This window comes from Gracilibacillus sp. YIM 98692, from assembly GCF_010993965.1.
In the GTDB taxonomy this organism is placed as follows: domain Bacteria; phylum Bacillota; class Bacilli; order Bacillales; family Amphibacillaceae; genus Gracilibacillus.
In genome coordinates this window covers 1-13,510 of sequence record NZ_WIXM01000051.1, presented here as the reverse complement: position 1 = coordinate 13,510, position 13,510 = coordinate 1, and the positions used below count along the sequence as shown (strand labels likewise).

Annotated in this window: 14 protein-coding genes and 1 pseudogene; 4 read left to right on the top strand and 11 right to left on the bottom strand. The window is 35.4% G+C overall.

Going from position 1 to position 13,510, the window contains the following annotated elements:
- On the top strand, positions 1-219 hold a 219-nt coding region (locus GHD00_RS20210), incomplete at its 5' end, for a VanZ family protein (RefSeq protein WP_163540002.1).
- A 60-nt stretch (positions 220-279) separates the two neighbouring features.
- Here GHD00_RS20210 and GHD00_RS20205 read toward each other — a convergent pair.
- The 5 genes from GHD00_RS20205 to GHD00_RS20185 form a co-directional block, all read right to left on the bottom strand.
- Entirely contained in the window at positions 280-843 is a 564-nt protein-coding gene (locus GHD00_RS20205) for an imm11 family protein (protein WP_163540001.1), read from the bottom strand.
- Positions 844-991: 148 nt separating this feature from the next.
- On the bottom strand, positions 992-1,288 hold the full coding sequence (locus GHD00_RS21500) for a TIGR04104 family putative zinc finger protein (RefSeq protein WP_163540000.1): 297 nt from the start codon (positions 1,286-1,288) through the stop codon (positions 992-994).
- A gap of 93 nt (positions 1,289-1,381) precedes the next feature.
- Complete coding sequence (locus tag GHD00_RS20195) at positions 1,382-1,663, bottom strand: hypothetical protein (RefSeq protein WP_163539999.1); 282 nt, start codon at positions 1,661-1,663, stop codon at positions 1,382-1,384.
- Between the two features lie 28 nt (positions 1,664-1,691).
- On the bottom strand, positions 1,692-1,991 hold the full coding sequence (locus GHD00_RS20190; protein ID WP_163539998.1) for a hypothetical protein: 300 nt from the start codon (positions 1,989-1,991) through the stop codon (positions 1,692-1,694).
- A 642-nt stretch (positions 1,992-2,633) separates the two neighbouring features.
- Entirely contained in the window at positions 2,634-3,467 is an 834-nt protein-coding gene (locus GHD00_RS20185; protein WP_163539997.1) for an AraC family transcriptional regulator, read from the bottom strand.
- A 123-nt stretch (positions 3,468-3,590) separates the two neighbouring features.
- Here GHD00_RS20185 and GHD00_RS20180 point away from each other — a divergent pair, with 123 nt between their 5' ends.
- Positions 3,591-4,586 (top strand): Gfo/Idh/MocA family protein, encoded by a 996-nt coding sequence (locus GHD00_RS20180; RefSeq protein ID WP_163539996.1) that lies wholly within the window; start codon positions 3,591-3,593, stop codon positions 4,584-4,586.
- Between the two features lie 15 nt (positions 4,587-4,601).
- Complete coding sequence (locus tag GHD00_RS20175; RefSeq protein ID WP_163539995.1) at positions 4,602-5,549, top strand: aldo/keto reductase; 948 nt, start codon at positions 4,602-4,604, stop codon at positions 5,547-5,549.
- Positions 5,550-6,146: 597 nt separating this feature from the next.
- Here the strand turns inward: GHD00_RS20175 and pckA are convergent.
- The 6 genes and pseudogenes from pckA to GHD00_RS20150 form a co-directional block, all read right to left on the bottom strand.
- The gene (pckA, locus tag GHD00_RS21180) at positions 6,147-7,700 is read right to left on the bottom strand and encodes a phosphoenolpyruvate carboxykinase (ATP) (protein WP_240468772.1); all 1,554 of its coding nucleotides are present in this window, start codon (positions 7,698-7,700) and stop codon (positions 6,147-6,149) included.
- A gap of 66 nt (positions 7,701-7,766) precedes the next feature.
- A pseudogene (gene gap / locus GHD00_RS21175) lies at positions 7,767-8,723 on the bottom strand (type I glyceraldehyde-3-phosphate dehydrogenase); the annotation flags it as partial.
- A gap of 340 nt (positions 8,724-9,063) precedes the next feature.
- Positions 9,064-10,662 carry an ATP-binding protein gene (locus GHD00_RS20165; protein ID WP_163539993.1) on the bottom strand — a complete coding sequence of 533 codons (1,599 nt, stop codon included), beginning with the start codon at positions 10,660-10,662 and terminating at the stop codon, positions 9,064-9,066.
- Between the two features lie 62 nt (positions 10,663-10,724).
- Complete coding sequence (locus GHD00_RS20160; RefSeq protein WP_240468771.1) at positions 10,725-10,910, bottom strand: aspartyl-phosphate phosphatase Spo0E family protein; 186 nt, start codon at positions 10,908-10,910, stop codon at positions 10,725-10,727.
- Positions 10,911-11,103: 193 nt separating this feature from the next.
- Positions 11,104-11,568: a DUF309 domain-containing protein gene (locus tag GHD00_RS20155; protein WP_163539991.1), complete on the bottom strand. Its 465-nt coding sequence runs from the start codon at positions 11,566-11,568 to the stop codon at positions 11,104-11,106.
- A 228-nt stretch (positions 11,569-11,796) separates the two neighbouring features.
- Entirely contained in the window at positions 11,797-12,672 is an 876-nt protein-coding gene (locus GHD00_RS20150; protein ID WP_163539990.1) for a VanW family protein, read from the bottom strand.
- Positions 12,673-12,815: 143 nt separating this feature from the next.
- Here GHD00_RS20150 and GHD00_RS20145 point away from each other — a divergent pair, with 143 nt between their 5' ends.
- Positions 12,816-13,256 carry a cell wall hydrolase gene (locus tag GHD00_RS20145; RefSeq protein ID WP_163539989.1) on the top strand — a complete coding sequence of 147 codons (441 nt, stop codon included), beginning with the start codon at positions 12,816-12,818 and terminating at the stop codon, positions 13,254-13,256.
- Positions 13,257-13,510: the final 254 nt, after the last annotated feature.

The following is a 13,510-nucleotide window of genomic DNA, read 5'->3' as shown; positions in this document are numbered from 1 at the left end:
TTAGGAATATTGCTGCCTCTTACTTCTCTAAAGACAAAACATCTGACACAAGTTATTTTTGTATCCGCTGCCATAAGTTTAATTATTGAAATAATTCAATATCTGACTAAGTTAGGTGTATTTGATATTGATAAACTAATACTAAACATATTAGGTTCCACACTAGGATTTTATGTGTATAAAGTGGTTTACAATCTAACTAAGAAAACTAATAGCTAGTTCAATATATTTAATCAATAACAGGTGTATCTTGCATAAAAGCACCCCTGTAGTTGAAGATTAAAGTGTTTTTACTTCTAAAAAATCGCATCCAGAAATCCCTTGTTTTAATACAGTATCTTTATATATTTCTGAAACAAACATTGGTATTTCATAACCTTTAATTTTGAATATATGATAATTACTTACTGCATTTTTGTTTATTGCGTATTTCCTTATCGAATAAACCCTTTCATCATCAAGTTCAATAACGCTATAATCGGAATGTTCAAGATTTAATACATCCAATACGCTAAGGATATTCGCCACAGAATAACCTTTTTTTATAGAATTGTCTTTTGAGTTAACAACTCTTACTGGGAGATACTGAATTTCACTTTTATCAATTTCTTTTAGTAAAGTTTTTAATTTATTCGAAATAAGGAACCAACCTAAATTGTTTGCCAAATAATCTGTCTCATCGCTAGCTTCCTCTGGGTTAAAGTAAAAAGTTAAATCCTCATTCCAATTTTTAATGAACTTACCTTCTTGAAGATGGTATGACTCAAATCCCTTATTGTCTTTACAGAAGCATACTATATCGTTCTGGTTACTATCATCAAGAAGCAATTTATAATATTTCATATGTCCACCAACCACATTTTTTCTCTATATTTTATCATGCCCTTATTCCACATAACTGCCATTTACTTTGACAACAATAGATACTAATCTTACTTAGATCAGTAGGCTCGTCTTTCATATTCGCACCCTTTAGTTCAAGTGCAAAACTTCACAATACATCCCTATACTTCATAAAATATGGTGTTAGCAATGAACCAATTATAAGTATGGATATCCCTATAATAAGAGTCACAATGAAATTATCGAAAGGGGAAAGGAAGTTAGTAAAAATCAACGTTGGTACAATCGTCAAAAATACAAATGTGAACCTTCCAGAGATGGTTAATCTGTGTTCTGTGCCACATTTATCACACTCAATCGGTTTGTATGTCCACACAAAAGATTTATAAATTTTACTCCAACTAAATTGCCTATTGCACTTTTTGCATTTTTGCAGAACAAACACCTCCTTTTTTATTTAAATCAACATTTGCTCACCATTTGTTGAAAAAAATGGTTGCTATAATAGCAACCATCCTTTGTTCCACTTTTTTAATACTTAATTTTTTCTCGAATGATACTTTTCTCTCTTTCTCAATAGAAACAGCCATTGTCCTCCCAAAAATACTGTAAATACAATAGAAACAACCAATCCTCCTAATAAATCATTCATTAGATTTATTCCAAAATGAAAACCAAGAGCAATTGACGTTAACACCATAGCAAAGAAACCATACCATTTATAATTAAGCCCTTTTTTATGAGCGATAAAAGTCGTTAAACCCACAACAATAGCTCCAGCTACAATAATCCATGTCATTGTCACTAAAAATGGATCCATGTAAACATTTCACCTCCAAACTCAAAAGTTAAAAATTTTCTAATAACCACGGTTTAACAAATTCAAAATATAGTGGTATGACTAAAGCATACACAGCAAGCAAAATATACCCAAGCAATAGAAGTTTTCTAGGTTTTGACCAATTTTTTATATTTTTAAACTCTACTTTTAATTGTGAGGCTGAAAAATTATTTTTACTCTCTTGTTGTTTACTTATAATTTTTTTACCTTCCTTAGAAAATGCCCATATGATAGTTCCCGCAACAACAATAAATATAAGTACCATTTGACCTAAAACCAAAAGTTTACCAAACAAATCAATGTTCATATAATAAACCACCTTAATCCCTTTTTAAATGATAACAAATAGAATGCCCTAGATTCCCTAGAAAAATGTGGAACCTCTTGTTCCACTATCCTGCTTCTTTAGTTTAAGTTAAATCCTTCACAAACCCACATTTATTTTAATATATATATCCAATAACTTATTGAAAATGATCATATTTCATTCATTTTATGTTCTTGATTATAATAAGTAATTAAAAATGACTACGCATGGATACACAAATGTAGTATTCCATTTTCATAAGACTTTTAATTTTTGTCATTTATCATGGTAAACGGTAATTTTAAAAGGTTCTACTTCGTCTTTTTGATCTTTTAATTCCCTCCAAATGATTAATCAATGAGTATATTTTCTTCTTTTATTGGGATTATTTTAATAGTTATTGTTCAACATATCGATTGAACATAACATCCACAGACACACCAAATAATTTCCGATCCCGTCCCAATAATTATAGGAAGTAAACGATAAGTCTAGTTATCTCAAATCCTAATATATTTTATGTGAACTATAATAAAAATTAATGGGACATTGCCATATGTTAAATATTAAACTTTTCCCCTAATGAAAATAGATTAAGCAACCAATGCTGTCGGATGTTCACTGGTTACTTTTTACCAAAAACTATAGAAACCCTTCCCTATACTCCGTTGGTGTCATCCCTTCTTGCTCTAAAAAGCGTTTATTAAAATAACTAATACTTGGGTAACCAACCTCCATAGCGATTTCTCTTACTGTCATATCTTTTTTATCCAATAATAGCTGCTTACTCATTTGAAGTCTGCATAACGTAATAAACGCCATTGGTGTCATTTGCGTGGCGCGTTTAAATAATCGGCAAAAATAATACGTACTCACTCCCGCTTCGTTAGCCCAATATTCTAGCTCAAACGGTTCATAGGCACGGGTTTGCATAAGCGGAAGTAATGGCTGGATCCGGTCATCTAATTCAGTCTTCCGATCCGAAGTTCTTGGTAATCCATTCGAAGTGAACTCCATCAAAAATGCATACATCAATGTCGATAAGTGTGACAGCTGCAAGAGACTGTGCCGCTCTCCTTCTGCAAGTAGTTGTTCATGTGCTTTTTCTAAAGTTGGAAGCTGTTGTACGCTCCAAAGAATCGATTTATGAAAGCCTTTTTCTGTTAAAAATTGATTTAGAATACCTCCATAAAAATGTACCCACCGAATGTTCCACGGATCATCTTTGCTACTATAATAGCGCTGTTCCTGCATCGGAAAATACAAAAATGCATCTCCTCGTTTTAGCAAAAATGTTTCACCGTCTATCTCAACATAGCCAGATCCTGACACAACAAAATGAACACTAAAATTATTCAATGTCCCCACTTTTCGATTAACGTTATGACCTGGTTCTTCCCAATACCATCCCATCGATTCAGGGAGAATCATATATTCATGTTTATGTATTGTCGGTAAAAAATATTGTCTTTGCAATCCAATCACTCTTTCACAGCAATATTGTTTCATGTATATCGCAAAAAGTTTTTATTTTTATTATATTGATAGTTTAATATAATGACAATATAGTATTAATTTATAAATCTAAGGGGTGAGAAGATGAGAAAAGTACGTTGGGGTATCATAGGCAGTGCTAACATTGCGAAGAAGTCTGTGATCCCAGGCATCCAGCAATCTGAGACTGGTGAAGTTGCTGCTATTGCTAGTCGTGGTATCGAGAAAGCTGAGCAAACTGCAATAGAACTAAATATACCGACAGCTTATGGGAGTTATGAGGAACTATTAGCTGACCCATCAATCGAATCCGTTTACATTCCACTACCAAATCACTTACACAAGGAATGGACAATAAAAGCGATAGAAGCTGGCAAGCACGTTTTATGTGAAAAACCAATCGCACTTGATGCAAATGAAGCGCAAGAAATGGTTGATGCGAGTAAAAAAGCGAGCGTCGTTCTAGCAGAAGCATTTATGTATCGCTATCATCCACGGTATAACCTTATTCGTAACATGATTGAATCCGGTGAAATCGGTGAAATTCGTGGAATCCATGGCGCGTTTACTTTTAACAATTCAAAAGACATAGGAAATGTTCGTTACAGAAAAGACTGGGGTGGCGGATCGTTGTATGACGTAGGAGTTTACCCAATTAGTGCAGCTCGTATGTTGTTAGGAAAAGAACCACAAGCCGCTACTGTTCACGCTTTCTTTTCAAACGAGCACGATGATGTCGACATGATGGCATCTGGGCTCCTTGAGTTTGAAAACGGAGTAGCTTTAAGTTTTGACTGTGGCATGTGGGCAGCTTTTAGGAACACACTTGAAATTGTTGGTACAGACGGACGAATTGAAGTACCTTCTGCTTTTGTTACGAAACAAGATAAAACGGACAATATTTTTGTCACGACGAAGGATGGACGTCGAGAAGTTGAAGTTTCCCATGTAAACCAATACGCTCTACAGACGGACATAGTTGGAAACAGCATCCTAAATGATGAACCGCTTCCTTATCCATCAACAGATGCCGTGTTAAATATGAAAGTGCTAGATGCTTGCTTACAATCGGCAAGAGAACGCCGTCGTGTCGAATTTTAAAAAGGAGGATGTTTGATGAAAACAATTACCATTCCAGGTTTAGAAAAGCCCGTTTCTACGCTTATTCAAGGTTCAGATTATTTCAAGCCGAGTATTTATGAAAAGGTTTGTACCGTACTAGATCGTTTCTTTAAAATCGGTGGTACGACGATTGATACTGCGCATGTGTACTGTGGTGGTGAAAGTGAGGTTGCTATTGGCCAGTGGCTAAAGGATCGTGATAATCGTGAAGATGTCGTTATCCTGACAAAAGGAGCCCACCATGACAAGAACGGTCCGCGTGTAAATCCGGCTGCCATTAGACAAGACCTGTTCGAGAGTTTAGAAAGGCTACAAACGAATTATGTTGATTTATACGCACTACACCGTGATGACCCTGATGTACCGGTTAGTGACATTATCGATGAGTTAAATAAACATATCAATTCTGGGCGTATTAAGGCCATTGGTATATCGAATTGGTCCGTGGAACGAATTCAAGAAGCAAATGATTACGCCAAAGCGAATGGATTAGTCGGATTTACATTTAACAGTCCGAATCTTAGCTTAGCTAAGGCCAATGAACCGTTCTGGCCAGGATGTGTATCCGCTGATGAAGCATATTGCGCATGGCATGAAGAACACCAACTCCCGCTTCTATCTTGGTCTTCTCAGGCAAGAGGATTCTTTACAGGTCGCTTTTCACCAGACGATCATAGTAATGCGGATCTTGTGCGTGTATTTTATAACGATGCTAACTGGGAGCGTCTACGCCGTGCCGAAGAGTTAGCAAAAGAAAAAGGCGTAAACAAAATCCAAATCGCGCTTTCTTATGTATTAAACCAACCATTCCCTACTTGTGCGCTAATTGGTGCACAAAATGAAGAGGAATTGCTGTCTTGTTATGAAGGCTCAAAAATTATGTTGACAAGAGAGGAACTCAATTGGTTGGAGAAAGTATCTACACCTACGTCTAATAGTTAATTCTAAAGACAGGCACGGAGAGAGTGTGTCTGTCTTTTATGTGTAGAGTACAAAAGGTTATTTTCTCAAGTTGCCTCCACTCTTACCAATTAATCCCCGTTATTTTTTATGTAAAGTTAATTTCATTTAAATATCCTGTTCTTTAGTTGATTCCTGATACATCTTTCTTGCAATGTTTTGTATATAGATGGAATGGTTAAGAACACCACTCCAAAGACTTTGAAAGTATTTTTAAAAATTGTTTATTTAACAACCCTTCTTCTAAATGGGCTGGTGTAAGGCAGACAACCCGGCCTTTTCCATACTGATGATGCCAACCCGCAATTGAGGACCCATATATGTCGCAGTGCTAAAAGAAGCGTAAACACATTAGTTATTGTACATCGTAAGCAATTAATTGAGCAATGGAAGGAAGTCAATGGGACTTTTTGATATGAATTAATTATTTTCATACACTAGGATATGTAGAGAGTGTTGAGAAGAATTCCTAAACTTCTCAACACTTCATATTGATAAATTAAACTGATTTTTTCAATTAAACTTTTTACTTTGTAAGCCTTTTATTCTCCATATTAATTTACTAATTCTATATATCAATCAAATTTTTGGTCCTGCCTGTTGTATGTCTTGAGTAACATTTGAAAAGCGTTTAAAATTTTCACGAAATCTTTCTGCTAACTCTCGCGCTTTATTGTCATAGGCCTTCAGGTTTTTCCAGGTATGGCGTGGATTTAATATTTCTGTTGGGATCCCAGCTATTGCTTCTGGAATAAACAGACCAAATAAAGACTCTTGTTGATAGGCTACGTTTTCCAAATCACCATTTATTGCTGCCCGAACCATGGCACGAGTGTATGCTAATTTGATCCTTTCTCCGACTCCATATGGCCCCCCTGACCATCCTGTATTCACAAGATAAACGCGTACAGCATGGTCATCAATTTTTTTACCAAGTAATTCAGCATATACTCTCGGGTCAAGTGGTAGGAACGGTTCACCGAAGCAGGTTGAAAAGGTAGCTTCCGGTTCGGTAACCCCTCGCTCGGTACCAGCAAGCTTTGAGGTGTAACCAGATAGAAAATGATACATGGCCTGTTCTCTCGTCAGTTTCGCTATAGGCGGAAGTACACCAGATGCATCCGCTGTAAGAAAAATAATGACTTTCGGATGACCTGCCATACTCGGCGTAACTGCTCCCGGGATTTTTTTTATCGAATAAGCTGCACGGGTGTTTTCTGTATGCTTATTATCATGGAAATTTAATTTACGTGTTTCCTCATCAATCGCTACGTTCTCCAATACTGAACCATATTGAATTGCCTTCCATATTTGTGGTTCTTTTTCCAGTGATAATCCGATACATTTAGCATAACAGCCACCTTCAAAATTAAAGACACCGGTATCTGACCACCCATGCTCATCATCACCAATCAGTTTCCGCTCGGGGTCTGCCGACAGTGTTGTTTTGCCTGTTCCAGATAAGCCAAAAAACAATGCCACATCATCCCAATTATCACCCATATTAGCGGAACAATGCATTGGAAGAATGCCTTCAAATGGTAATAAATAATTAAGAACGCTGAATACAGATTTTTTCATTTCACCTGCATAAGCTGTACCGCCAATTAACACCATTCTCCTTTCAAATGAAATAGCAATAAATGTCTCTGAGTTAAGGTCGTCCTCGGTTGGATCTGCTTTTAATCCAGGCAAGCACATAACTGTAAAATCGGGCTCCAGCTTATCTGAATCTAGGGTATCTTCATCAATGAATAACTCCTTTACAAATAAATTATGCCAAGCAAATTCATTGATAACCCTTATGAAGAGTCGGTGCTTTGGATCAGCACCAGCTGCTCCTTCAAACGTAAAAAGCTCTCGTTCAGATATATATGCTAATGCTCTTTGGTAGAGAGAATCAAATGTTTGTTGGGACATCTGCTGGTTGACATTCCCCCACTTTACCTTTTCCCTTGTATATGAATCCACAACAATATATTTGTCCTTTGGTGATCTACCGGTAAATTGTCCTGTAAAGGCATCAAGCGCTCCACGTTCTGTAAGTGTAGCTTCCTTCCGTGTTATGGCCTTTTCGATAAGCTGGGATACCGGTAAGTTTTTGTGAACCTTTCTTGTATGAAACGTATCCATGATATTAAATGCTTCATTTTCATCGATCCTCTGCTTCATATAGTAAGACAGCTCTGCTACGCGACACGTGTAAGCCCATTCATTGTCATACCAAGCTAATACTTTTATTTGATCATCAATCACTGCCAGCGATGGACTATCCACAACTGCTGATTGTGAACTACCGATATAATCGACGGAAACTAATGGATCATGAACAATATCCATGATTTTGTTCATATCATCCTGGGCTGCTGATTCAAATGCTGCTCTTACCTCATCTAGGGTATATTCTCCATCCACCTGTACAGTCAAATCAGCTAGAGATACATCTTGTGTTGGCACGCGGACAGCCGAACCTTCCATTCTAGATGCTAAGTGAGGCAGCACATCTTTCAAGGCTTCTCCTACCCCTGTAGTGGTTGGAACAATTGATTGTGTACTTGAACGTGCTCTACGAAGATCTTTGTGAGGGTTGTCCAAGGACTTTTGATCAGACGTTACGGAATGAATACTTGTTAACCATCCTTTTTGTACATGAAACCTGTCATCTAGAACCTTTAATACGGGAGCAACACAATTTGTTGTACAGGATGCTGCAGAAACAAATGTATGTTTTTTTGGATTGTATAATTGTTCGTTTACCCCCATAACTACGGTTAAATCAAGATCTTTTCCTGGTGCCGTTACGATTACGGAGGATGCACCTGCATGAATATGCCCACCTGCACTTTGCCTATCCTTGAATTTCCCAGTTGCGTCAATAACCAGGTTGACACCTAGATCCCTCCATGGGATATTAGCAGGCTCACGGCAATAGACAACGTGAATTAAGTTTCCATTGATGCGAAGTTCATTAGTTGAAGCAGAAACGTCGGCATCCCATTTTCCATGTACGGAATCATACTTGAGTAAATGTGCGATTGTTTCTGCTGGATAAACACTGTTAACAGCCTTTAGAGACATGCTCTTATCAGATATCATCTTTCTAATTAAAAGGCGCCCAATTCTCCCCATACCACTTACTCCAATTCCTATTTCCACTTTAACTCCTCCCTTAACCAGGATATAGTATAATTTAAATGATTATGTACATATACTATATGTTGTTTTCATTCATTTGGGACAGAATTTTATATGACGTTCGCCTTATTGACTATATATAAATATTTGCATTAAAAAAAGACTCAGAAGTATGTCGCTTTTGAGTCTTTTTAAATAGGTGTCACTACTACCTTTTATGAGCTCATTGGTAAACGGGCTTGCCAACCCTATATGTCAGTGTAAGTGTATTTTTCAATATCATGAGAGATTCCTAACCTAATAAAATTTTCAACCAATACTGTAGATACTTTTTTTATAATCTATTTTCTCTTCTTGATAATTAATAATTTAGAGGGAGAACTATATGTACTTCAGTCCCTTTCCCTTTCACCGAATCGACTTTTATTCTTCCGTGATGAGAATGTATGATATCAAAACAAATAGGTAATCCCATCCCAAGCCCACTTTCTTTTGTAGTGAAAAAAGGTGTGCCTAGATTCTTCACTTCCTCTTCCGTCATACCTTCTCCTTCGTCCTTGACACAAATATGAATTTCATCCCTTTTTAAGTCGGATTTTAATTGTATACAAACATTCCCTCCGTTAGGCATTGCCTCGAAGGCATTTTTTATGAAATTAATTAGTACTTGTTTGAATTTAGATTTATCAATATAGACTTTTGTATTGGTATTTGAAGGTTCAACATAAATGTCAACATTATGTAGACGGGCATTACTGTTCATTAATTCAACAGTATCGCTAATTAGCTCGTTCAAGTTACAATCGACTCGGTCTATAATGGTCGGTTTCCCTAATGAAACAAATTGATTCACTAAGTTTTTCATTCTTTCTAACTCACCTGTAATGATCTCAAGATATTTATTTTTATGATTATTCTCTTTTAGTAACTGGGTAAGACCTATAATGGATGTAAGGGGATTTCGTATTTCATGTGCTAATCCTGTACTTAACTTCCCAATAGCCGATAACTTTTCTGACTCTATGAGTTTCTGCTGTAATTCATGGTAATTGGTCATATCCCTAAATTGAGCAAAGGCTCCGATCATATAGTCCTTATCAAAAAGAGGTAACACATCGATTAGGAGGTTTTTAGAGTCATCGCTTTCCGTAAGGGAAATGGAAAATTCAGCATTCTCTACCTTTTTTCCAGTCTTAAGAACATAATTAATATAATCTCCTATCTTACTAATCAGTCCAATTCCATTATCTATAACTTGTTCTTTTTTTATTCCAATTATCTCTTCAGCACTTGCATTAAATTCTAGCGGTTTTCCATTTTTGTCTGTCATAACTATACCTAGAGGAGTCGATTCTATTAACACTTGATTTAATAAATGAAGTGTGTGATTTTGTTCTTGAAGCTGAATTTCCCTTTCGATTGTATCAACGGCAGACGATAATAGCCCAAGATGAAAATTACTAGCGAAATTAACCGTCGTCATAATAGAAACAGTACCAACTAAACTACCATTAGATGAGAAACAGAAAGGAGCTGAATAGCATGCTGCTCCTGATAAGCAATGATGGAAATGGTCATTACCAATCAAAGCGATTGGCTTCTGGTGTTTTAAGGCTAGCGAGACTGAATTTGTTCCAACATCCTTTTCATCAAATCTTGCGCCTAATGTTATACCTAGGGAGTCAACCATTTCTTTAATACTGTTATCCCCATAAATATCCAATATATAACCCTCGTTGTCCGTCGTAATAATTAATGTAGGAATCCCTTCCATATATTGAATCAGTTTTTTCATAAAGTGTTGAACAACATTCAATACCTTCGCAAACAGTTGTTCCTTGAATTGCAACTGCTCCATGGTAAGTCCTACTTTTAAAAAAGGGGCATCATCAGGGTTCATATTATAAATCACTTCACAATTTTTTTTTGAATCACGTATGTATGTATCAAAGTCTTTCATTAATTTCCTCCTTGTTACTCGTAAAGATAGTATAATTGAATTTCGACAAGTTATGCAATCCTTCAATCAAACTTACTTTTATTTCTAAGTTTCAATTTTTGATATATTATTATTTTTTCATCCAACAGTTTACTTAACTTTAGAATTTCCCCGCTTGAGAATTGATTTGTTTCTCTTCCTAATTTATATAATTGACTTTGTAATGAACGAATTTCAAATTCCAATTTTCTTATATCCAATAACACCATCCTAACAATTTACATTTTCTATTAGAATACCATCTCTAGACTTCTGATACTAGCATTCTATTCAATACATAATTGTCTCCATCAATCTACTTTAAATTTTTGGCTCTATAACTAGTAAGGTGCCAAAACCATACTATCAAAGGAAGTTAAGAATAAGTGAAAAAAATAGAAAAAAATAAACGCACTTTTGCGTTTATTTTTTTCTTAACTTATGTTTATGTATTAAATAATGATCATCCATATCACTGTTCATATCCCATTGTAAACCTTTTTTCCTGCATTCAGTTTTACATTGTTCTATACATTTATTTACCAAAGGTATATTCAATGATTCATACATTTCTTTTTTTTCTATTTTATTTATTACATTTAAAATTAAATGCAAAAATTCTTCTGCTTTTATCCCATATTGAATAGCTATTTTCTTTTTTTCTTCAAATTTCTCTTTTGATTTTAATAGAATTTTCTTTGCCCCCGCCATGTTTCCCCTTCTCCAATGATACATACCAACAGCGAATTGAATTAAAGACTCCCAAAATAATTTATCTTTTTGTGCTTTTTCTTTCCAATAGTCTTCTCCAACTTCATGACATTCAAAGTAATCCCTCTTTGCATGAAATTCAATCATAAATGTTATATATTCTTTTGGATATTCCATTCTTCTCACCTCATTTCAGAAAAAAAGAGGATATATCAAGAATAAATTCCTCACTAAGTTTCTATCGGTTAAGGAGATTTAATACATACAATGAAAATGGAGCAGAAGGAAATGGGCTTTCTAAAAATATTATGACCTAAACTCTTAAATAATTTTAACTTAGCTATGTTAACACCACTATCCAAGTGTTTCTATTATGGAAATCTTTATTTCTTAGGGTACGAGTCCTTAAGCGTTAGGTACTTTACGTGGTTTGTAATTAACTATGTCAGAAGAGTATATATCAATGGTTACTACACCACCTAGTGTCTTAGATCGAATAAGTAATGGTTGATTATAAGTATTTTTAAACGTAAAATCAGGACCGTACCAACTGACCGTTGCATCACGTCCAGGTGGAACATAAGGAACCCTTTTGCTATGGGAATACCGTTCTATAATTTGTACTCCGGCTCGATCAACTGCATTATATAGAGTGGAAGAAACCTGACAAATTCCCCCACCTATTCCTTCTGTCAATTCTCCTTTTACAATTTCAGGAGCAGGCAAATACCCTTTTTCTTTAGTCCTTTTTCCAACAACTTTGTTAAAAGAAAAGGTCTTACCAGGGAATACAACATGGTTATTTATCGCTTCTGCCGCAAGAGAAATATTATGGACTCTTTTCTTATTATTCGTATTAAAATAAGTAATATATTGACCTATTCGTTGCGTTCGAATATTTGCCAGCAACTCAGTGTCTACATCAGGATGAATTTTAAGTATAGGAACTTCTACCTTAGCAGATTCATTTTTAAAAAAATAGGTATAAAACAGTTCTTTAAATTTTTGGCGGTGTAATTTATAACCGACTTTACCTGGGACTATCTCTCCATTATTGTCGATTATGGCATTTACCGGCTCTTGGTAAATTTCATTATCTAGTTTCTCGATGAACTGAAAATATTTGTCTGAATCCATCACTGGTTCATCAAAATAAGGTACTGTAAATTCAGATCGATTGACACTTGCAATTGATTCCCCTTTATATGTCAACAACAAGGTATTAGAGATACTGACTTGATGAACCAGTAACAAAAGGATTGTTAAACATGTAAATTTCATATACGACTCATGCCTCCCGTTATTAGTATGAATGGAAGACATGATTTCATACTAATATAAGCTTACTCTCTATTTATTATTGTATATTTTTAAAAGCATTTTTATGGGCTTTTTACATACAATGCTTTTAGAGGTGATAAAAAGTGCCAAGAGTACAATATACAAACAAAGATGTTGCTTTAATGGCAAGAATGATGAGGGCTGAAGCAGAAGGTGAAGGGCGAATAGGGATGCTTGGGGTTGGTAATGTAATTGTAAATAGACGAAAGGCTGATTGTTTAGATTTTGAAGGTTTAAGAACAATTCCTCAAGTGATTTATCAAGTGCAAGGGGGAAATTATGCTTTTGAAGCAGTACAAAAAGGAAATGTTTTTTATAATAGAGCAAGAAGCAAAGAAAAAAGATTAGCTGAACAAACCTTAAAATATTGGAGAGAACATCCTTCTAAGTATGCACTTTGGTATTTTAATCCCTATGGTGAATGTCCATCAACATGGTATGGTCAACCATTTGCAGGACAGTATAAACAACATTGTTATTATGAACCTGAGGCTAATACATGCGAAGGCGCTTATAGGTGGTAAAAAACTCTCCACACATTGTGGGGAGTTTTTGAGAGTTAAAACTTCTTCGATCAACACTCCTCGTTTGCTGATCAACTGAACGAAACTTGGTAATGCTGTGCTCCTTACTCTCAACAAAAGACGCACCCTGTTATAAAGGCAATAAAAACTGTTCCATTACTATAACTCAAAAAAGGACTATTCATGAATAAAATGTACCCTATAGAGTAGACACTTTGAAAAAAGGACTACTTTATAGGGGGTTTTTTTGTATA